Origin of the sequence: Burkholderia pyrrocinia (assembly GCF_022809715.1) — a bacterium.
Taxonomy (GTDB): domain Bacteria; phylum Pseudomonadota; class Gammaproteobacteria; order Burkholderiales; family Burkholderiaceae; genus Burkholderia; species Burkholderia pyrrocinia_C.
Map to the genome: position 1 here is coordinate 2,746,320 of NZ_CP094459.1, position 19,095 is coordinate 2,765,414.

Annotated in this window: 21 protein-coding genes; 6 read left to right on the top strand and 15 right to left on the bottom strand. The window is 60.2% G+C overall.

The window, feature by feature from the left end; translation table 11 throughout:
• Positions 1-2: 2 nt before the first annotated feature.
• A complete protein-coding gene (locus tag MRS60_RS12670) occupies positions 3-452 on the bottom strand; it encodes a hypothetical protein (RefSeq protein WP_243564784.1) in 450 nt (149 codons plus the stop codon).
• Between the two features lie 956 nt (positions 453-1,408).
• On the bottom strand, positions 1,409-1,783 hold the full coding sequence (locus MRS60_RS12675; protein ID WP_243564785.1) for a helix-turn-helix domain-containing protein: 375 nt from the start codon (positions 1,781-1,783) through the stop codon (positions 1,409-1,411).
• 117 nt (positions 1,784-1,900) lie between these two features.
• On the opposite strand from MRS60_RS12675, the gene MRS60_RS12680 reads away from it, so the two are divergent.
• Both MRS60_RS12680 and MRS60_RS12685 read left to right on the top strand, forming a co-directional pair.
• Positions 1,901-2,296 (top strand): hypothetical protein, encoded by a 396-nt coding sequence (locus MRS60_RS12680; RefSeq protein ID WP_124827707.1) that lies wholly within the window; start codon positions 1,901-1,903, stop codon positions 2,294-2,296.
• 65 nt (positions 2,297-2,361) lie between these two features.
• Positions 2,362-2,814, top strand: a complete 453-nt coding sequence (locus tag MRS60_RS12685) for a hypothetical protein (protein WP_243564786.1) — start codon at positions 2,362-2,364, stop codon at positions 2,812-2,814.
• 292 nt (positions 2,815-3,106) lie between these two features.
• Here the strand turns inward: MRS60_RS12685 and MRS60_RS12690 are convergent, their stop codons facing one another.
• The 10 genes from MRS60_RS12690 to MRS60_RS12735 form a co-directional block, all read right to left on the bottom strand.
• Entirely contained in the window at positions 3,107-5,398 is a 2,292-nt protein-coding gene (locus tag MRS60_RS12690) for a DUF7024 domain-containing protein (RefSeq protein WP_243564787.1), read from the bottom strand.
• Positions 5,399-5,464: 66 nt separating this feature from the next.
• A complete protein-coding gene (locus MRS60_RS12695) occupies positions 5,465-6,436 on the bottom strand; it encodes a glycosyltransferase family 2 protein (protein WP_105393840.1) in 972 nt (323 codons plus the stop codon).
• Positions 6,433-6,834 carry a GtrA family protein gene (locus MRS60_RS12700; RefSeq protein WP_105393839.1) on the bottom strand — a complete coding sequence of 134 codons (402 nt, stop codon included), beginning with the start codon at positions 6,832-6,834 and terminating at the stop codon, positions 6,433-6,435. Before MRS60_RS12700 ends, MRS60_RS12695 begins: the two co-directional genes overlap by 4 nt.
• Positions 6,821-7,738: a transketolase family protein gene (locus tag MRS60_RS12705; RefSeq protein ID WP_243564788.1), complete on the bottom strand. Its 918-nt coding sequence runs from the start codon at positions 7,736-7,738 to the stop codon at positions 6,821-6,823. The genes MRS60_RS12700 and MRS60_RS12705 overlap by 14 nt, the downstream gene beginning before the upstream one ends.
• Positions 7,735-8,541 (bottom strand): transketolase, encoded by an 807-nt coding sequence (locus MRS60_RS12710; RefSeq protein ID WP_105393837.1) that lies wholly within the window; start codon positions 8,539-8,541, stop codon positions 7,735-7,737. Before MRS60_RS12710 ends, MRS60_RS12705 begins: the two co-directional genes overlap by 4 nt.
• Positions 8,538-9,593: an NAD-dependent epimerase/dehydratase family protein gene (locus MRS60_RS12715; RefSeq protein WP_243564789.1), complete on the bottom strand. Its 1,056-nt coding sequence runs from the start codon at positions 9,591-9,593 to the stop codon at positions 8,538-8,540. The genes MRS60_RS12710 and MRS60_RS12715 overlap by 4 nt, the downstream gene beginning before the upstream one ends.
• 12 nt (positions 9,594-9,605) lie before the next feature.
• Positions 9,606-10,919 carry a lipopolysaccharide biosynthesis protein RfbH gene (gene rfbH, locus MRS60_RS12720; RefSeq protein ID WP_105393836.1) on the bottom strand — a complete coding sequence of 438 codons (1,314 nt, stop codon included), beginning with the start codon at positions 10,917-10,919 and terminating at the stop codon, positions 9,606-9,608.
• Positions 10,920-10,934: 15 nt separating this feature from the next.
• Positions 10,935-12,020, bottom strand: coding sequence for a CDP-glucose 4,6-dehydratase (rfbG, locus tag MRS60_RS12725; protein WP_243564790.1), 1,086 nt, complete (start codon positions 12,018-12,020; stop codon positions 10,935-10,937).
• The gene (rfbF, locus tag MRS60_RS12730) at positions 12,002-12,775 is read right to left on the bottom strand and encodes a glucose-1-phosphate cytidylyltransferase (RefSeq protein ID WP_243564791.1); all 774 of its coding nucleotides are present in this window, start codon (positions 12,773-12,775) and stop codon (positions 12,002-12,004) included. Before rfbF ends, rfbG begins: the two co-directional genes overlap by 19 nt.
• 611 nt (positions 12,776-13,386) lie before the next feature.
• Positions 13,387-14,754 carry a right-handed parallel beta-helix repeat-containing protein gene (locus MRS60_RS12735; protein ID WP_432207822.1) on the bottom strand — a complete coding sequence of 456 codons (1,368 nt, stop codon included), beginning with the start codon at positions 14,752-14,754 and terminating at the stop codon, positions 13,387-13,389.
• A gap of 57 nt (positions 14,755-14,811) precedes the next feature.
• Between MRS60_RS12735 and MRS60_RS12740 the strand changes: the two genes are divergently transcribed.
• Entirely contained in the window at positions 14,812-15,339 is a 528-nt protein-coding gene (locus MRS60_RS12740) for a hypothetical protein (protein ID WP_243564793.1), read from the top strand.
• 43 nt (positions 15,340-15,382) lie between these two features.
• Here MRS60_RS12740 and MRS60_RS12745 read toward each other — a convergent pair whose 3' ends face one another.
• Positions 15,383-16,123 (bottom strand): SDR family NAD(P)-dependent oxidoreductase, encoded by a 741-nt coding sequence (locus tag MRS60_RS12745; protein WP_034184783.1) that lies wholly within the window; start codon positions 16,121-16,123, stop codon positions 15,383-15,385.
• A gap of 115 nt (positions 16,124-16,238) precedes the next feature.
• Here MRS60_RS12745 and MRS60_RS12750 point away from each other — a divergent pair, with 115 nt between their 5' ends.
• Positions 16,239-16,853 carry a TetR/AcrR family transcriptional regulator gene (locus tag MRS60_RS12750; protein WP_105393778.1) on the top strand — a complete coding sequence of 205 codons (615 nt, stop codon included), beginning with the start codon at positions 16,239-16,241 and terminating at the stop codon, positions 16,851-16,853.
• Between the two features lie 33 nt (positions 16,854-16,886).
• On the opposite strand, the gene eco is transcribed toward MRS60_RS12750, so the two are convergent.
• Complete coding sequence (gene eco, locus MRS60_RS12755) at positions 16,887-17,387, bottom strand: serine protease inhibitor ecotin (protein WP_034184781.1); 501 nt, start codon at positions 17,385-17,387, stop codon at positions 16,887-16,889.
• Positions 17,388-17,530: 143 nt separating this feature from the next.
• On the opposite strand from eco, the gene MRS60_RS12760 reads away from it, so the two are divergent.
• Positions 17,531-17,884 (top strand): hypothetical protein, encoded by a 354-nt coding sequence (locus tag MRS60_RS12760; RefSeq protein WP_243564794.1) that lies wholly within the window; start codon positions 17,531-17,533, stop codon positions 17,882-17,884.
• Positions 17,885-18,066: 182 nt separating this feature from the next.
• Here MRS60_RS12760 and MRS60_RS12765 read toward each other — a convergent pair whose 3' ends face one another.
• On the bottom strand, positions 18,067-18,468 hold the full coding sequence (locus tag MRS60_RS12765) for a hypothetical protein (RefSeq protein ID WP_034184779.1): 402 nt from the start codon (positions 18,466-18,468) through the stop codon (positions 18,067-18,069).
• A gap of 117 nt (positions 18,469-18,585) precedes the next feature.
• Between MRS60_RS12765 and MRS60_RS12770 the strand changes: the two genes are divergently transcribed.
• Positions 18,586-18,966 (top strand): DUF5594 family protein, encoded by a 381-nt coding sequence (locus MRS60_RS12770; RefSeq protein WP_034184778.1) that lies wholly within the window; start codon positions 18,586-18,588, stop codon positions 18,964-18,966.
• The last annotated feature ends 129 nt before the right edge of the window (positions 18,967-19,095 follow it).

Genomic DNA, 19,095 nt, shown 5'->3' on the forward strand with positions numbered 1-19,095 from the left:
CTCTATAAGTCTTCGCTATCCGGGCTGATCGGAAATCCGAGGAAGCCCTGAACCCCTTGCCTCGGCTTAGTCGCTTCTCTCATGCTATTCCCTTGAGATCGGGGGCGTTTCGAGTCGATGCTGGTCATACCGCTCTTCGTGTTCAGACCTGGCACCGGTTGACACCGTTCCGCTTCCCGTCCGCTGTGCCGAGTTCGTCCTTTTCCATCCGCACGGCGCATCGCATATCTCAGAGAATTGAGGCTCACACCGATGCCGTCTTGTGCTGCTTGTTCAACCAGTTCCGGCAGCGTGTAACCCTTTTCGCGCGCTGCGCTGAGTTGCTTCCGAATCGACTTGACGCCATCCCCGACCTTGACCGACTGCTCGTCTTTGGGCTTCTCTGGCAGTGCGTCAAGTCTGCGGCCGAACGCTTCCCACTGCGCTCGCGTGAAACGTCTGGATACCGACATGACTCGCTCCGACATATACCGTTGATAGCATCTTGCGCAGGCATCAACTTAACGTCAACACTGGTTGAATGCGGTTTTCAGATGAAAGGAACGCATCAGCAATCAGAGGAATGTCTCGGTATGCAAAATATTTTTTATCTCGTCGTCCATGTCCTATTCGACACGCACGGAAGCACACCTGCCCTCTCATTCGTGCACACGCACGTGAATCTCGGCGACCATCATACGCTTGGCACGTCACGCCCAAGGACACCGAGAACGCATTCGATCGTACCAGCGCGCGGACACAACATGCACCACTAGCTCCCTCCTATTGCGACGCCTTCGCGATACACCTGCCGCTGCCTTGCGTAGATGGTCGCAGCCAAGCGACCTTAGATCGGCTGCGACTCCCAGTCTGACGACACGGTGCGATTCGTCGAGCGCACGGTTCCGACCATGCGATCTAACACGCCACCATTCACCCATCTACAGCTATCGCACTCGGGATCGCTCGCCTATGCATACCGGGCCAACTTTCTTGCGCTGACAGCCTCACACAGCGACACATTGCGATTGCAGAGGACGCGAGTTTTCATTGCACACGATCTGCACATCGCGCGCGTAAAAATCACGTTAGCGCCAAGAAAAATATGAAAATCGAAGTAGTGCAGGATAGGCTTGCGCCGGTTTTGGGCGCCATGCACATGGAACGTTACGCTCACCGTTGAGCGGTCGAAGCAGTGACGCTCAATTGTCGATATGGGCAGCATGTGCGCCGCCGACTCACCATGACGGCAACTGAGAGCGTCTGAGTCCCACGTACATGTTGATTGCACCGGTGTAGCGGTGGCTGCGGCACGAAGTCGCGCCGAATCGGCAGCGAACGGTGTGTGCGGTTCGACCGCCGACAAGTTGCTGTCAGGGAGGTGCCTCCATATTCGCCCGCCTCGGCCAGCTACATCATCACGTTGCGATCAATTGCCCTCGGTGCCGTCCGACTCCCCCGACACGGGTCCGTTAATCGCGTCGACCAGCGCCAGCACACCCCTCTTCTCCCGACTCTTCAATTCTCTGAAGCCTGCGAGAAGTCGCTCCTCCTCATCGGCAAGCCGGAGCGTCGCAGGATTTGACGTTTGACCAGTCAGCAGATACTGAACATCAACCCCGGCCTCTGCAATTCCAACCAGGTAGTTGGCGTCCGGGTACCGCAAACCCTTCTCATAGTTGGACTGCGCCTGTTTTCGAACGCCACCAGAGCTGCCCAATTCGTCCTGCGTCATACGCAGGCGCCGCCGCTCCTGCTTCAGACGCAGCGCAAAGTTACCCAAACGTGGATTCTCGGTTGACATATACGTTTTTGTTGACTAGCGTGATAAGTACACGATCGAGCTTCGACGTTATCGCGTGCAGGAAAATTCGACTGCATACGTCCCGAAAAACAGCAGTCCTTTGCTGGAGTAGATGCTATGTCATTCACCTACGAAATCTGCGGCACCTTGTCCGTTCTCGACAATTTTCGGCACAGTCACGCCCAACAGTTCGCCGAGAGTATCGCGAACCCGGCCGATGTCTATTTCGCGACCGATGCCGTCACGCACTCCTTCATGACCCGTATTCGCGGTGCGCTCACCGACGACGAAGCGGAGTCAGTCGAAGACACACTGGAAGAATTCTCCCAAAAATGGGCGCGGACCGGCGCCATCTTCAAACGCGTGCGGTATGGAGAGCCGTCGTTCGTTCCCGTCGGCCTCGCCGAACACGTCGAGCTGCTTGAGGAACTCGCCTACGAGCACCTGCAACTGGAGGCCTTCCTGCGGCGCCAAGCGCAGATTCTGGACAGGTTCCGGCAGCCAGCGCCCTGACACGCGCGACTTGATACGCCATTACCGACCGCAGACCTAGGATAACCGAATCAGCTGAGGATACGATGGAAGAACCAGCACGCTACGTCTTGTCGGGTGCGCTGCCCGTCCACGACGATTTGGAAGACGAACAGCTTGATCGGGTGTCCCGACATCTAGGCGGCATTGCCTCGGTGTACCTGAGGCACGACGAGGTGGCACACGCCGTCTCGCTGCGCATCTCCGGCACGCTGATGCGTGACGACGTGCGCTACATCGAGCAGCGCATCGAGCGGTTCGCCGAAGAAAACGCCCGCGCCGCTGCGATTCTACTGAGCGAGTGGAACTGCGAAACGAGCGAGCTCGTCGTGGGCATGAACTGGGACGCCCAATGCCTGATTCGGCTCGGCGCAGTACAGGAACAACTCGGGAAGCTCACCGGACGGTACTTCGACTTTCTGCTGCGACTTGAACCACCCGACGCTCCCGCCCACGGCAGTCCACTCCTGTGCGTCTCGGTCGGGACCGGCAATGAATAGCATGTCGACAGATGAGCAGATTTGGGCCGCAATATGCCCGCGGCATCTTGCGTCGCGACGAGGCGGGTTTGGGCCAACGGCAGAATGTGCCGAGCATCGTCCTGCCCGAGCCCTCTACAGATCACCCCCTGGGGGTATTTTTGGGGGTATTTCTTCAAAGGTTGCCGGCTATTCCCATAGCCGGCGGACCAGCATGGATTCTGTCGGGGGACCAGCCAAGCCCCAAACCTCCCCCAAGATTCACAAGAAACTCCCCGTTCAGGCCCGTCTGGCGCCCCTCCAGCTCCCGGCATCACGCACCTGCGGGGTATCGTCGGGATTCGCTTTCGAGCGCCGGGTCGTCCCCGGTCGTTATCCAGAGTTTCTGTATGCCGACGCCGAGCAGCCGGCCATCGTTACCCGCACCACTTTGCTGCGGAGAGCGTGGCAAAACCGGTTGGATCCGGATTGTGCGCGCTGCAGTGGGATTATCAAAGCGCAACGCGAATTCGCGAATCTCGGCACCTGGAATCACGGTTCGGGTCTGTTGACCAACCATGATGCTTGAAGGCTTCCCAATGTTCGGCCCGTATCCCTTCATGCGGACGTGCAGCGTGAATCGTGCTGGAAGCGGCCGAACGAAGCTCAGTTCCACATCGGGGAACACATTGGCATCCGACCAACGCCCCCAGTCTTCTCGTGTCGATAAACCGCGAACATTCTCGAGAAACCTCGGAAGACTTGTTTGGCCAAGGTCAATGCCTTCGCTGAGTGAGTTGTTGTTCCTCGGCCCCAATTTGTCGACCACATAGCCGGCCCGTTCCATGATCTGATGCGCTGTCATTCCGGAAAGATCCACCTGACTCGTTCCAGCCACCCGGCTTGCAAGAGCAAAAAAAACCTGGTCGCCGGTCGGGCTGACAATCGGCGTCACACCGAGGTTCCGGGTAAGCTCGGCTTCGATGGAGGCCCCGTTGTCAGCATAACCGCGCCGGTCGATATAGATACCGTTGAAGCCGATCCGCCTGATCACTTCTATCTGCCGTGCGACGGGTTCGAGCGCGAGGTAGCGAAAGAACAGATCGCCATCGCGCCCCTTCATGCCGCCGAAGCTCCACCTGAGCGCGCTGGTATGCAAAAAGGGGCGTGCCAGATCGTATGGCTCGAGACGGTTGAGCGTGGATCCTTCGGGAAACCCGACGTACGGCAATTGATAGATCGCACTTCCGGCCGGAACTTGCTGTTCGATCGCATGCGCGAAACTCGCATCGCTATTGAATTCAACCTTGTTTTTTGCAAGACGAGTCAGAGACGGTGTCGTTGTCTGATCCCATAGCGCAAATGCGCACAACGCCAAACAGAACGCCGCGATCCGGAGAGAAGCACGTTCGCCGGCGAACAGATATCGCTGGATCAACAGCAACACCGCAGCAATCGACGTAAAGGCAATAAATACGCTGACGCGATTCCAGGCTCGAATCATCGGGCTGACGAGCAGACTGAATATGCCGGAAAATCCACCGATCGTGCAGAACAACACCAGCACGATCGTGAGACTTGCAAGGAATTGCAGGAGCTCTTCGGGAGCGCGCCGCCACGTCGGCGCGACCACAAAAATCACAAGGCTTAGCAAGCCAACGCTGCCGATGATGCCAAGCGATGCAAAGGCGTTTTCGTTGACGAGCGGAAAGGTCGTCGAGTAGTCCGCCGTAAGCCTGGCAAATGGCTTATAGCGATGATCCGGCCGCGGCAGCAGAAGCTGATCGATCTTGAGACCGTATTGTTCCGCTTCGCTGGGCGAGCGCCACGCCGCTTCCTGATTGACGCCGTGCTGCATCCGATAGATCAGGTTCGGACTGACGTTGGCCACAATGCCGAACGAGACGATCGCCACGGCCACGACGGCAGGCAAGATCGCCTTAATCGCCTTCTGCTGAACCGATCGTGCGATGCCGGCCGTCAGCAAGCAAAGAACGCCAAAGAACGCGTAATACACGCCGAAACATGAAAGCACGAGCAGGATCAACGCATCGAACAGCGTTCTCTTCACGGCGCGTCGCTGGAGACTGAAAGACAATTCACCATCCCAGATCCGCTTGGCGAACCAGACGAACATCGGTGCGGCGAAGTACCAGGTATAGAAGAGATGATGGAGTCGAAGAAAATGGAACGGGAGCAGCGTGAAGATGAATCCTCCCGCGAAGCTCAGCACCTTCGAGATCTGAAGCTTCCGCAGCACCCAGTACGCCGCGATCGCATTGAGTGGAAATCCAATCAAATAGTAGAGATCGAGCGCGGTCGCGGGATTGCCGAAAGTCCGTCCAAGAACCTTGAGCACGAGCATACTGCCTGAGTCTGGAATCGGATAGTCATACAGATTAGCGCCGAACGGCGCGCCCAATAGTTCAGTGCTGAAGAACCAGTGACTCCTCACCGCAAGCTCTATCAACGAGAGAGTGAAAATGCCATCGCTTCCATAGATGAGCGGGAGATGAAGACCGAGATAGGCCGCACCCGATAGCTGCCAGGCCGCGACCAGACACACCACCATCAGCGCGCCTGAAAACGTCCATTCGGAAACCAACCGCTTTTCTGACGATTGCATGTGGGAGATTCTGCAGGGAGGTCGATCGTTCATGCCGTTTGCTCAGCAGGTCAACTGGACTGTCGGTCAATTCGGTCTCGAGGCCGCTTGGGCCTCGATGGCAGTCCCGCCCGAATTGATCCGTTCGCGCTCGACCACCAACGGTCTCTTTTGCGCATAGGTAAGAATCGCGCCCACATACTCGCCAAGCAGGCCAATAAAGAACAACTGTACCGACGCGAAGAAAAATAGACCGATCAGCATCGGAGCGCTGCCCATCGAGAAGCTGCTCCAGAACACGAGTTTCAGGACGAAATACATGAACGAGACGAAAAGGCTCAGGCCGGAAAGGACAAACCCGGCGATCGTGGCAAGCCGCAACGGCACCTTCGAATGCGAGGTAATACCCAGCATTGCGATATCGTAGAGCGTGTAGAAGTTGTTCTTCGATATGCCCCGTTTACGGCGCGGCTGGACGTATGGAATCTGTTTGATCTCGAACCCGATCTCGCATACGAGTCCGCGGAAGTACGGGTACGGATCATCGATCTGTCGCAGGATCTCGATAACCTTGCGGTCGTAAAGCCCGAACCCCGTAAAGTTCTGGATCAGCGTGACGTTGGCGATCTGCGTGACCAGACGATAGTACATCCTGCGCAGCGCAAAGAAGAGCGCCGACTCTTTCGATTCAGGCTTTACGCCGACCACGACGGGCGCGCCTGCGAGCCAGCTCTTCACGAACTCACGCATCAGTTCGGGCGGGTCCTGCAGGTCGGCGACCAGCAGAATGACGGCATCGCCCTTTGCTTGCAAAAGACCATACATCGGCGATCGGATGTGTCCAAAGTTCCGTGCATTAACGATCACGCCAACGGCCGGATCGTCCGCGGCGATCGTTCGCAGGATGCTGACCGTCGAATCCGTCGACGCGTTGTCGATGAAGAGATGGTCATAGGTCACCTCCGGAATCGTCGAGAACACGCGACGAGTCTCTTCGTAGACAGCCCGGACGTTTTCCTCTTCATTGAAACAAGGCGTGACAACGGTTATATGCTTCATGACAGGTTGAAGACAAAACGGCGATTCAGGATAAACGCAATGACACTAAGCGGAAGCAGCGTCAGAGCATTCGCAATATAGATGTTTGCGTCAAGGCCGAGCAGCAACCGCACTCCGCCGAGATTCAACAGGTAGATCACACAGTAGACGCCAACGAATCGCCAGAAGCGCGACCGCGGCGCACCGTCGAATACGAGCCGTCCGACGCTCTGGAAGTTGAAGAGCACCCCGCCAATGGTGGCGAGCCCAATAGCGACGGGATAAGCGAGACCCGCGTAAGTCAGAACCGCAAATAACGAGTAGCCAACCAGTGTGTTCAGCCCGCCGACAACCAGAAAACGCAATAGCTGGACAAACGTCTTCGTCAAAGGCTCACGGTCGAAATTAGACGCTTGCATCGAGTGCCTTCTTTATTTGCTCTTTGACGGCATCTGGGGAAAGGCCATGGCTTTCCATCAGATAGGGATAGTTGCCGCAGAACGCGCTGAATCTATCTTGAATGCCTACACGCACGAACGTCCCGACAAAACTGCCCATCAGCGCTTCCGCGACGGCGCCACCCAGTCCACCGTAAATCGAATGCTCTTCAAACGTCACGATCGCTTGCCTGCCCGCTGCAAGCCTGCGAATCGAATCAACAGGAAAGGGTTTGATGCAGGGCACCGAGACGATGTCCGCGCCACCAGCCGCCGCCGCGACCTTCTGAGCCAGCCGCACACCCGAACCTGTCGCAATGAAAAGGCTCGGATGCGCTTCGTTCGTTAATGGGACAGCATCGCCATTGCGCCACGAGTTGAGCGGTGCAGAATGCACATCGCCAAGATCCGCCTTGCCCATCCGCAGATAGGCAGGCGCCTGTCTGTCCGAGATGTCCTGCATGCAGGCAGTCAGCTCGAACCGGTCAGCAGGAGAATATATCGACAGCTGCGGGATCGCGCGAAGCGCAGCAATATCCTCCGTACTTTGGTGGCTCGTACCCAGTTGGGCGTAGACCACCCCGGCGCCATCGCCGATAAAAGTAACCGGCAGATCTTCATAGCAGACATCGATCTTGATCTGCTCCAGAACGCGAATCGGCACGAATGCGGCGAGTCCGTAGACGATGGGTTTGAATCCGGCCTTGGCAAGACCTGCGGCTACCCCCACCATGTTCTGCTCCGCGATACCGCAATTGATGTATTGATCGGGGCATGCTTTGCGAAATGCATCGAAGAGCGCATAGCCGTGATCGCCCGTCAGCAGAAGAACCTTGGGATCTTGCCGCGCCGCGCCGACAATCGCATCAGAAAATGCATCCCTCATTGCTTCTCTCCAAGCTCGGCAATCGCGAGGTCATACGTTTGCGCCGTGAGCCGTGTGTAATGCCAGATATTTTCATGCTCCATGAACGAGATACCCTTGCCTTTGATCGTGCGAGCCACCATCGCTTTCGGGCGCCCGTCTTTTCGGGTCTTCAGTGCCTGATACGCTTGATCGATTGCGATTTCGTCGTGACCATCGACAGAGATGGCATCGAAGCCAAATGCCTCGAACTTGGCCTGGATGTCGCCGAGTCCGATCACCTCGTCTGTCGTGCCCATGGCCTGGAATCCATTTGCGTCGACGATGACGATTAGGTTGTCCAGTTTGAACTGGGCCGCAAAGAGCGCCGCTTCCCAGATCGAGCCTTCATTCAGTTCGCCGTCTCCAACGAGCGCATAGCACTTCTGATCGGTGTCGTTTCGCTTCGCAGCCAACGCAAGACCGACTCCGACGGAAAGGCCATGTCCGAGCGACCCTGCCGTAGCTTCGATACCGGGCACGTGCGCATCGGCGAGTCCCTTGAGGCGCGTGCCATTGCCAAAGTAGCGGGTGATTTCATCGTCGGCGAGCCAGCCTATTTCATTCAGACAAGCATACTGAGCCATCACACCGTGGCCTTTGCTCAGCACCATATAGTCGCGACCGGGAGAACGTGGATCGCTTTGCTCGTAGCGCAGGTGTTTGCGGTACAGCACAGCCAGCAGCTCAACGATGGAAAATGCACAACCGATATGGACGGTCGATCCTGCGAACGCCATATCGAGAATGGTCTTGCGAATCCGGGACGATTCGAATGTCTTCATGCAGTGACCGTGTTTCGGTTCCAGTTGATCGTCTTGGCAAGGGCCGACTCTAAAGACGTGTACTCCTCCACACCAAGCGAATGACGCGCTAGAGAGGTCGAAGGTATATAGCGTGGCGCCGGACCAGACGCAGGCGCCATGTCCGGCACAGCGGCCTCGCGTGCCCTGCATAGCGTCTCCACCATGCGAGCAAGTTCGAGAATCGACACGGCGCGTTCAGAGCCCACGTTATAGGCGCGCCCCATCACGCCTCCGTGCAGCATGCGCAGAAGCCAGATACAGGCATCGGCGATGTACAGATAGCTGCGTAGAGGCCGCCCATCGCCCTTGATGACAATGCGCTGCCCCGCCAGCGCATCGCGGATAAAGTTGCCTGCGGCAAATGGACCGTCCATCGGGATACCTGGGCCGACGAGCGCGTAGATTCGCGCAATAGAAACATTGATGTCATGCTGCTCGCCGTAGGTCGACACGAGCCATTCAGCGGACCTCTTCCCCTGCCCGTACGCTGCTTTTGTGTCGAGCGTGTCAGGCGCGCCGCAATAGCTCTCGGGCGTCCGCTCCAGCGTCGGGGGCTGATGCCCGTAAATGGCGCCGCTCGACGTCAGCAAAAAGTGTGTTGCACCATTCGAGCGCGCGAAATCCAGCACCCGACGTGTACCGGTTACATTCGCATCGAACACCCGCAAACCGTCGCCAGCCTTTGTGATGTCCGCGACGTCGGTCGCTGCATGGATGCAAAGGTCGATCGCACCCATCGTGCCCGTCGTCGTTTCGAAATCGATGACATCGCCTTCGTACAATGCCAGGCCAGGTGCTGCATAAAGATGCGGCGCAAACATGCGCGCTTTCTCTGGATTGCGACTCAGTACGACAACCTCGATCCCGCTACCGAGTGTCCGATTGGCGTGCTGTACTGCTTCCAGCAACCACGATCCGATGAAACCCGTGCCACCCGTGATGAATAGTCGCGCCCCACGGAAAGCCGTCCAGACATCTGCCGTATGCTGAACGACCAGTTCGAGATCTTCGCGTGGGTACGGCTTCCGCATCGATGACAACGCCTAGAAATTGACGCCGACAAACGTCTCGATTTTCTCGACGATGAAGTCAAGCATTTCGTGGCTCAGCCCCGGGTAGACGCCAACCCAGAATGTCTGGTTCATCACGATGTCGGTATTCGTCAAAGCGCCGCTCACACGATATTCCTGGCCAATCATATAAGGCTGACGCGTGAGGTTGCCGGCAAACAGCAGGCGGGTGCCGATCTTGTTCTGGTCGAGGTAAGTCAGCAAGTCGACGCGTGAGAACTCTGCCTCGGGCTTCAGCGTGATTGGAAAGCCGAACCACGACGGATCAGCGTTCGGTGTCGCGTGCGGCAGGAGCAGATGTTCCGTACAAGTCTGCAAACGCTCGTGCAGATACCTAAAGTTCTCGCGGCGCGCCTGGACAAATCCATCCAGACGGTCCATTTGCGCGAGTGCGCACGCCGCCTGCATGTCGGTGATCTTCAGGTTATAGCCAAGGTGAGAATAGGTGTACTTGTGGTCATAGCCTTCCGGGAGCGTGCCGAGCTTCCAGCAAAAGCGCTTTCCGCACGTGTTGTCCTTGCCGGGCGCGCAATAGCAGTCGCGGCCCCAGTCACGGAACGATTCGGCGATGAGTTTCAATTCCGGGTTGTTGGTGAACACCGCGCCGCCCTCGCCCATCGTGATGTGATGGGCCGGATAGAAACTGAGCGTGCCGATATCACCGAAGGTGCCGACCAGTTGGCCATTGTAAGTTGCGCCGAGCGCGTCGCAGCAGTCTTCAATCAACCACAGGTTGTACTTCCTGCACAACGCGGTGATCGCCTCGAGGTTATACGGGTTGCCAAGCGTATGGGCGAGCATGATCGCCTTGGTTTTGGGCGAGATGGCCGCCTCGATCTTCGTCGCGTCGATGTTGTATGTACCCAATTCGACGTCTACGAATACGGGAACCGCACCGAATTGAAGAATCGGGTTGACCGTAGTCGGAAAACCCGCTGCAACGCCGATTACTTCGTCACCCGGACGAATGGCACGGTCACCAAGTTTCGGCGATGTCAAGGTCGAGAATGCCACTAGATTCGCCGACGAGCCGGAGTTCACGGTGATCAGGTATTCGACGCCAAGATACGCCGCGAGCCTTTTTTCGAACGCTTCGTTGAAGCGTCCCGTCGTCAACCAACCATCGAGGGATGCCTCGACCATGAGTTCCATTTCCCGTGCACCAATCACCTTGCCCGACGGAGGCACGGCTGTCTGGCCAGGTTCGAAGGCAGGTCGTCGAGTCGCGAGCTCGCCATACTGTTTGACGAGCTCGATGATCTGCATGCGGATTTGATCTTTGTTCATTGCGGCGATAAATAGCTATGACTGGGTATAGTCGGCGATCTGGGCAAGCGTCAGTGTCCTTACGTCCTTGCACTTGCGCGCCGCCTTGTACCAATCGACGATCTTGTCCAGGGTGAAATCGAGATCCCAACGGGGCCGCCATCCAAGCCGGGCACGTGCTTTTGAACAGTCGAGCTTGAGGTAGGTAGCCTCGTGCGGATGATCACCGCCATCCAGCTGCCAGCGTGCGTTGTCACCCCACCGGGAAGTCAGATGCTCGACAATCGCCTGCACTGGTTGTGCATCGATATCGTCAGGCCCAAAATTCCACGCTCCGGCGTAACGTGCCCCTTCGACGTACAGTTTCTCGGCAAGCAGCAGATAGCCGCCAAGCGGCTCCAGCACGTGCTGCCAGGGGCGAATCGCGTGAGGGTTGCGGATGTTGACGATTTCACCGGCGCCGATCGCCTTGACGATGTCCGGAATGAGGCGGTCCGATGCCCAGTCGCCACCGCCAATCACATTGCCGGCACGTGCACTCGCAATTGCCACACGATGCGTGTCGTAGGCGGCTTCGTTGAAAAACGAATTGCGATACGCGGCGGTAACGAGTTCGGCGCATCCTTTGCTGCTGCTATACGGGTCGTAGCCGCCCATTGCTTCATTCTCACGGTAGCCCCATTCCCATTCGCGGTTTTCGTAGCATTTGTCGGTCGTAACGATCACGACCGATCGGACACTGCGTACCTGGCGGATTGCGTCCAGCACGTGCACGGTGCCCATTACGTTGGTTTCGTATGTTTCCACCGGGCTCGAATACGACGCGCGAACGAGCGATTGTGCTGCCATGTGGATCACGACTTCGGGCTCAGCACGGCGCAGCGCGTTGAGCAACTGTCCGCGATCGCGAATATCACCAATGACGGACTCGATACCCTCGTCCACTCGTGCGAGGGAAAACAGGTTTGGCGTGGTGTCGGGCTCGAGCGCATAACCCGTGACCTCTGCCCCGAGCGAATGGAGCCACAGCGTCAACCAGCTTCCCTTGAAGCCCGTATGACCCGTCAGAAAGACACGCTTTCCGGACCAGAACGATGGGGCGATCATGACCACACCTTCCATGGCGCCTCATTGGTCTGCCAAAGTTTTTCGAGGAGCAATTTGTCCCTCAACGTATCCATCGGCTGCCAAAATCCTTCGTGCTCGTAGGCGGCGAGGTTGCCCTGCTCAGCGAGGTGCTCGAGCGGCTCCTGTTCCCAGACGCACGCATCGTCGGAGATCAGATCGATCACTTTCGGCGACAGTACGAAGAAACCGCCATTGATCATGCCGCCGTCACCCTTGGGCTTTTCCTTGAATGATGTGACCTTATTGTCGTGAATATCCAGCGCGCCAAAGCGCCCAGGCGGAAACGCGGCCACAAGCGTGGCGAGCGCGCTGCTCTTCTGGTGATACTCGACGAGTTGGGTAATGTTAACGTCACTCAGGCCATCGCCATACGTGAAACAGAACGCTGCCTCGTCCTTGACGAAATTCTTCACGCGACGAAGACGCCCCCCCGTCATAGTCGATTCGCCGGTATCAACCAGCGTGACTTTCCAGGGTTCCGAATATCGCTGATGCACCTGCATTTCATTGGTCCGCATATCAAAAGTGACATCGGACGTATGCAGGAAGTAATTCGCGAAATACTCCTTGATCATGTAGCCCTTGTAGCCACAGCAGATCACGAAGTCGTTCACACCGTAAGCGGAATAAATCTTCATGATGTGCCAGAGGATCGGTTTCCCGCCAATTTCGATCATCGGCTTCGGGCGGTTGACCGTATCCTCCGAAATGCGCGTTCCCAGCCCACCCGCAAGAATGACTGCTTTCATCAGAATCCTGTGTTGAACGTCGAGCGGCTAGCTGCCCTGCCCTGAGGGGTGATAACAGCGGATTCCGTGCTCAACCAGCGTGACGAGCCGGATAGTCATCGCGACTCGCGTGCTGATGTCGCGACGGGACAATTTGGAGGAGCTGTTTCACTTCGTTTAACAACCAAAATATTTTCGCCGGGTGCACGGGCTAGCAACCTTACCGGACACGTCGGAGTGCAAGGGTTGTACGAAAACGCAAAGGATCGGACGCCATCAAGGGCGGCAGATGGGAGACATCTCGAGGGCACGAACGCACCTTTCCGAGCCGACGCATCTAGTCGATGGATCGAAATCCCACGCGACAACCATGTACTGAACATGGAATTACAACAGATTCCCGCTTGGAGCGAAAGTAGTCGCAACCCGTATCAGGCATGTGAGCGACTGCAGATTCCGTGGTCTGACGCCATTTCTACATTCGTCTCGCACCCGTTCCATTCCTGATGCATGAATTCTGTCGGGTGCCTTTCCCGAAAATTCGCCACCCGGAGAACGCCGCCGGTTCTGACCTCGCGGGAATTATCCTCATCCCCCACCACCCGCACGCGCCGCCGCGCAATAACCACCTCTCACTGCATCAACCCCGTCCTGACCTGCGGCATCAAACTCGCATTCGCGCCCGTCACGGCAATCGCCCCCATCAACGATGCCCCCGCCGGCAACGCCAGCAAACTGCCGTCCCCGAGCCGATTCGCATCGACGACGACCTGGTTCGCCGAGCAACCATTGGTCAACAGCGAAACCGGCGAGCCGGCGATCGACGAGAACGTATTGCCCGTCACGCTGAACGAACACACGTTTCCATACGCCCGGAAACCCGCATAACCGGCCCCCGATACACGGTTGCCGGTCACCGCGACGTCCGTGACCATTCCCGTCCACGTGTCGAGTTCGATCGCCGCCTGCTGCGTCGGCTGCAACCCGTTGTTCACATTCGAATTCTGGATATTGGCCACGACATTGCCGGTGATCACGACGTTCGACACGCCGTAGGTCTTCCAGCTGTCCTCCTGTGCAACCAGGATGCCGGCCGCCTTCTGCACGCCGTCGACAGTATTGTTCGAGATCGTCACGGCCTGGCCGCCGACCACCGAAATGCCGCGCCCCCATGCGTTGCCGGACACCGCGTTATGGTCGATCAGCACATTGCTGTTGACGCGGCCGTCGCCGACATAGCTGACGACGGCGATCAGGTCGTCGCCGGTGCCCGTCACCGTATTGTTTTGCACGAGCACGTTGGTCGAACCGTAGGTCGTATGGATGCCGTCGGCCAGCGTCGCACGAACCGTATTGCCGACGATCGCAACGCCGCTGCCGCCGAACACGAAGATTCCGCCACTGGCGCCGCCGTCGATCGTCACGCGAAGCACCTGGACGCCCGCCCCCGTCACCTCGACCTTGGTCGAAGCCGGCGTCGTGAGCCGCGTCGTGCCGGTGCCGGCCAGCGTCACGCCCACGAGCGTCGAACCGGCGCCGCTCATCACGATCGTCTGGTCGGCCGGATTCGTGGCGGCCAGCGTCGCGCCGTATCCGGAAATCACCACCCGGGGCACGGTCACCGCGAGCGAATGCCCGACGACGTAGCGGCCCGGCGCGATAACCAGGCGCTGGCCGGCCTTCAGGCTGTCGAATGCGTTTTGCAGCGCGTCGGCCTGATCGCTGCCGTCGGCGGCCGGAAAGACCGTCACGTCGGCGACGAGAACAGGATTTGCGCCAGGGGTGGGTGAAAGCGTCGTGCCGGCCGGACTGGCCGCCGGCGCCGGACTGGCGGGATTCGTCGACGAGGGTGTCGTACCGGATGCCGCGCTGGCAGGCTCAGCGGCGGATGTAGGTGTACTCGCAACCGTCTGCGTTGCCGGCGCAGCATTGTCGCCGCCGCCGCACGCAGTGACGCCAAGGCAAAGCGCGGCAAGCATCACTCGATCGACTGTACGCATACGATTTCTTGCGAGCCCGAGGTGGCCTCATCGTAAGTACGCCCGGCGTTTTTGTAAATGAACTCCTTCGCCCGACCCGCCGCGCTGTGCGCCTCACGCACAAACCGTCGGCGATCCTCTCCGATTCATTTCGATGACATGCGACATGCGATCGCACTTTGCCCGATCGCCACGGACACGCACCGGGCATTGCGTAGAATCCCGAACCTTTGCATGTACAACGGACCCAAGGACCCGACCATGATTCGAACGATCGCGGCACTGGCCGCGCTTTCGACCCTGACCGGCACGGCGAACGCCGCCGATACCGGCACCGCATCCGGCACCGCGCACGCGAAGCAGCGCTATGTCAGCCCGGGCATCGCCAACATCACCGGCGCGGCAGCGCCGCGCCCGGAAAGCGCGTCCCCCGACGCACGCTGCAGGGAACTGGCCGCCGGCATCGACGCTGTAACGCATGCACCCGACCGCGGCCAGAAAATCGTGCGCGGAATCGGCCCGGACGGCAAGCCGCGCAACGAACTGCGCGCTTACGACAAGCGGGCCGACCTGGAAACCGAGCATCAACGGCTCGGCTGCCGATAACGAACGCAACGCTGCCCGGCCAAATCACGCCGGGCATCGGCATTTACGCGTTCGCGCCGCCATCGATCGTCAACCCGGTCCCGTTGATCGACCGCCCTTCCGGCCCGACGACGAACGCAACGAGCGCCGCCACGTCATCGGCCTTGCCGTACTGAGGAATCGCCATCCGCGAACGCTGCGCACCGGCATGTTCGCCGTCGGCCGGATTCATGTCGGTATCCGTCGACCCCGGATGCACGATGTTGACCGTGATGCCGCGCGGCCCGAGATCGCGCGCGAGCCCCTGCGTCCAGCCGATCAGCGCGGCCTTGCTCGCCGCATAGAGGCTCATCCCCGCATCGGGCACGCGCGTCGCGAGGCAACTGCCGGTCGACACGATGCGCCCACCCTCCCCGAGATGCCGCGCCGCCGCCTGCGACGCGACGATCACCGCGCGCACGTTCACGTTCAGCGTCGCGTCGATATCGTCGAGCGTGAGGTCGTCCAGCGCGCCTGCGCGGAAGATCCCCGCGTTGTTCACGAGGATGTCGAGACCGCCGAACGCCTCCGCGGCACGATCGACCGCGTTGCGCACCGCCACCGGATCGGCACTGTCAGCCTGGATCGCGACGGCGCGCCGACCCAGCGCCTCGATACCGGCGACGACGGCCTGCGCCCGCTCGGCCGATTTTTCGTAAGTGATCGCGACGTCCGCGCCATCGGCCGCCAGCCGTTTCGCGATGGCCGCACCAATGCCGCGGCTGCCGCCCGTGATCAGTGCACGCTTGCCCTGAAGTCGATTCATGTTCGTTCCTTTCCTTATTTATGTAACGGTCGACACAGAATGTGGCACGTTGCGCGGCGCTGTCAATTGAATTATTTTATCGATCGATACAGATATCGACGAAGGGATGGATGCAATGGCTGAACGGGGCCGACCGAGAAGCTTCGACAAGGAAGCGGCGCTGGATCGCGCAATGGAGGTGTTCTGGCGGCTCGGCTACGAGGGTGCGTCGATGGCGGACCTGACGGCCGCGATGGGCATTGCGTCACCGAGCCTGTATGCGGCGTTCGGCAGCAAGGAAGCGTTGTTCCGGCAGGCGCTCGAGCACTACCGCGCAACGGAGGGACGGGAAATCTGGGACGGCGTCGAACAGGCCGGCAGCGCGCACGACGCCATGCGGAACTACCTGATGGATACCGCGCGCGTGTTCACGCGGCGCTCGAAGCCGGCCGGCTGCCTGATCGTGCTGTCGGCGCTGCACCCGGCCGAGCGTTCCGACACCGTCCGGCAAACGCTGATCGCGATGCGCGAAAGCACGGTCGATGCGTTGCGCGAGCGCCTCAGGCAAGGTGTCGCGACCGGCGAGATCGCGGCACACGCGAACCTCGATGCAATCGCTCGGTACTACGTGACGGTTCAACAGGGGATGTCGATCCAGGCGCGCGACGGCGCGAGCCGTCGCGATCTGGAGGCGATCGCGCAGGCCGCGCTGGCCGCGTGGCCGACGCTCGTCGGCGCGAGCGGCGTCTAGCCGCAGGACGCCGAAGCCGCGCGAGCCGCTACGTTACTGCTTCGCCGCGTGCTGCACATCCTTCGACGCATGCCACACGCGATAGCGCACCTCGAAGCCGTCCGGCACATACACGACGAGCGGCAGGCGGCTGTTGTAGCGCAGCAGTTGGCCGTCGCCGCGCACCTGCACGAACCGTTGCTGCGGCGCCTGGCCCGGGCACGCCATCAGCGTCGACGCCGGCCCCTTCACGTCGGTGAGCCGGTAGTACGTATAACCCCAGCCCTTCACGTCCTCGGCGGTCAGCTCGCCGCCGAACCACTGCTGGTTGCAGTCGGTCTGCAGCGTCTTGCCGATCATCAGCTCGACGCGCGCATCGCCCTCGTTCTCGAGCGCGGGCAGCGCGATCACGGCGCGCTGCTGGCCGGCCGCTGCTTGCGGAAACATCTTGATCGACTCGGCCGGCACGGCGGCCGTCGATGCGGGGCCAGCCACGCACGCGGCGGCAGTCGTAACGCAGAAAGCGGCCAGCGCGGCCCGGATCGCGAATTTCATCGATGTGCTCCTGAAAAACAAATGAGCTCCGGATGCTAACACTTTCGTCGCAAGACCTTACGGCGCTGTAATTTCACGACACAATTGCAAACAGCCGGCAATCCCCGTGCGCGGTACTTATACGGAAACCAACGGAGATCATCATGCTGAAGCTCATTGCTGCCGCCGGCGTCACCGCCCTGCTGGCCGGCTGCGTCGTCGGGCCGGACGCCGGATACGGCTACGGATCGACCTACTATTCCGATCCGGGCTACGCGTACGGCCCGGCCTACGCGCCGTCGCCCGTGTACGGCACGGTCAACATCTGGGGCGGTGGCGGCGGGCGCGACTGGGACCGCGGACGCCGCGACTGGGATCGCGACCGCCGAGGCTGGGATCACGACCGCGGCGAGCGCGCCCGTCACGGCGGCTGGGGCCGCGGCGACGGACGCCGCGCCGACTGGAACGACGGCGGCGGCGGGCGCGGCCAGGGCAACGGCGGCGGTCATCGCCACTGACGCAATTGCAACCGTTTGTATCCATGCACGGCCCGCCCGTGGTTGCTACAAGCCGATAGACGGCCGTAAAAAAACCAAGGCCCTCGCATCACCGCGAGGGCCTTTTGTCGTCAGGCGTACCGGAAGTCAGGCGATATCAGCGATCCCGCGCCGCCCTGCCCGCACGCCACATGCGTGCCCGCTTACCACCCGGCCGGCTGCGCATAGCCGCGCGACACCGGCGCACCGCACACGTACGCGCGCTGGTAGCGGTCGTAGCAATAGTTCGGGCCGTCGTCCTGATACTCCGCCTGCTGGTAGGTCGGATAGGCAGGCTGCTGGTACGCAGGCGCCTGATAGTACGTCGGCGGCTGATAGGCCGGTGCCTGGTAGACGGGCGCCTGGTACGCGACGGGCGGATTCATCGCGGACGTCACGATCGCGCCCAGCACCGCGCCGCCGATCAACGCGCCGATGACGGCGCCGCCGTCGCGGCCATGCGCTGACGCCGGGCCCGCCACGGCGAGCGAACCGGCGAGGACACACACTGCGGCAATCTTTTTCATGATGGACTCCCACGCGAAGTGGTACTGGATGCGATGCATTGTGGCGGCACGCGGCCGTAATAGATGCAGCAAGTGGTAACGCGCCATTACGCGTATCACGCACACCGAATCGCATCGCCGCCGTGCTACGATTTTCGGCACACAGGAGACGCCTTCATGCAGCCCGAAACCGCCCGCCGTTTCGATACCGAATTCGCGCCGCGCATCGCGCAGGCAATCGCCGCCTTCTTCACCGATCACGTGCTGACCGACGTCGTCCCGTACGGCGGGCACGGGCACCCGACGCGCGTACAGATCCGCAGCGCGCCGCACGAGCATGTGAGCGGCTTCGTGCATCCGCTGAATCTCGAGCTGACCTGGGACACCGATGAAATCGAGCGGCTGATGGAGCCGGACGGCCCGCAGCGCTTCGAGCACTACCTGGCCGCGCTGCCGAAAAAGCTGGGCGCGTGGCAGGGCGCGCGCGACATCGATCTCGCGTCGCGCACGCAGGCCGACCCGCTCGTGCGGCTCGGCGGCCTCGACTTCGAAGGCTGAGTGCCCGCGCCGGCCGGCAGCCGCGCGCGCCGGCGTCGCGCAATGCGGCCCGGTGATACACTCGACCGGCCCCGGTCCGGCGCAGCCGCGCGGGCCGGGCCGTTCATCGCCGCCCCCGCCCTTTCGCAT

What these genes read in the sequence shown, in the direction of transcription:
- MRS60_RS12670 (WP_243564784.1), bottom strand. Translation starts at nt 452, where the DNA reads ATGTCGGTATCCAGACGTTTCACGCGAGCGCAGTGGGAAGCGTTCGGC.
- MRS60_RS12675 (WP_243564785.1), bottom strand. Translation starts at nt 1,783, where the DNA reads ATGTCAACCGAGAATCCACGTTTGGGTAACTTTGCGCTGCGTCTGAAG.
- MRS60_RS12680 (WP_124827707.1), top strand. Translation starts at nt 1,901, where the DNA reads ATGTCATTCACCTACGAAATCTGCGGCACCTTGTCCGTTCTCGACAAT.
- MRS60_RS12685 (WP_243564786.1), top strand. Translation starts at nt 2,362, where the DNA reads ATGGAAGAACCAGCACGCTACGTCTTGTCGGGTGCGCTGCCCGTCCAC.
- MRS60_RS12690 (WP_243564787.1), bottom strand. Translation starts at nt 5,398, where the DNA reads ATGCAATCGTCAGAAAAGCGGTTGGTTTCCGAATGGACGTTTTCAGGC.
- MRS60_RS12695 (WP_105393840.1), bottom strand. Translation starts at nt 6,436, where the DNA reads ATGAAGCATATAACCGTTGTCACGCCTTGTTTCAATGAAGAGGAAAAC.
- MRS60_RS12700 (WP_105393839.1), bottom strand. Translation starts at nt 6,834, where the DNA reads ATGCAAGCGTCTAATTTCGACCGTGAGCCTTTGACGAAGACGTTTGTC.
- MRS60_RS12705 (WP_243564788.1), bottom strand. Translation starts at nt 7,738, where the DNA reads ATGAGGGATGCATTTTCTGATGCGATTGTCGGCGCGGCGCGGCAAGAT.
- MRS60_RS12710 (WP_105393837.1), bottom strand. Translation starts at nt 8,541, where the DNA reads ATGAAGACATTCGAATCGTCCCGGATTCGCAAGACCATTCTCGATATG.
- MRS60_RS12715 (WP_243564789.1), bottom strand. Translation starts at nt 9,593, where the DNA reads ATGCGGAAGCCGTACCCACGCGAAGATCTCGAACTGGTCGTTCAGCAT.
- rfbH (WP_105393836.1), bottom strand. Translation starts at nt 10,919, where the DNA reads ATGAACAAAGATCAAATCCGCATGCAGATCATCGAGCTCGTCAAACAG.
- rfbG (WP_243564790.1), bottom strand. Translation starts at nt 12,020, where the DNA reads ATGGAAGGTGTGGTCATGATCGCCCCATCGTTCTGGTCCGGAAAGCGT.
- rfbF (WP_243564791.1), bottom strand. Translation starts at nt 12,775, where the DNA reads ATGAAAGCAGTCATTCTTGCGGGTGGGCTGGGAACGCGCATTTCGGAG.
- MRS60_RS12735 (WP_432207822.1), bottom strand. Translation starts at nt 14,754, where the DNA reads ATGCGTACAGTCGATCGAGTGATGCTTGCCGCGCTTTGCCTTGGCGTC.
- MRS60_RS12740 (WP_243564793.1), top strand. Translation starts at nt 14,812, where the DNA reads ATGAACTCCTTCGCCCGACCCGCCGCGCTGTGCGCCTCACGCACAAAC.
- MRS60_RS12745 (WP_034184783.1), bottom strand. Translation starts at nt 16,123, where the DNA reads ATGAATCGACTTCAGGGCAAGCGTGCACTGATCACGGGCGGCAGCCGC.
- MRS60_RS12750 (WP_105393778.1), top strand. Translation starts at nt 16,239, where the DNA reads ATGGCTGAACGGGGCCGACCGAGAAGCTTCGACAAGGAAGCGGCGCTG.
- eco (WP_034184781.1), bottom strand. Translation starts at nt 17,387, where the DNA reads ATGAAATTCGCGATCCGGGCCGCGCTGGCCGCTTTCTGCGTTACGACT.
- MRS60_RS12760 (WP_243564794.1), top strand. Translation starts at nt 17,531, where the DNA reads ATGCTGAAGCTCATTGCTGCCGCCGGCGTCACCGCCCTGCTGGCCGGC.
- MRS60_RS12765 (WP_034184779.1), bottom strand. Translation starts at nt 18,468, where the DNA reads ATGCATCGCATCCAGTACCACTTCGCGTGGGAGTCCATCATGAAAAAG.
- MRS60_RS12770 (WP_034184778.1), top strand. Translation starts at nt 18,586, where the DNA reads ATGCAGCCCGAAACCGCCCGCCGTTTCGATACCGAATTCGCGCCGCGC.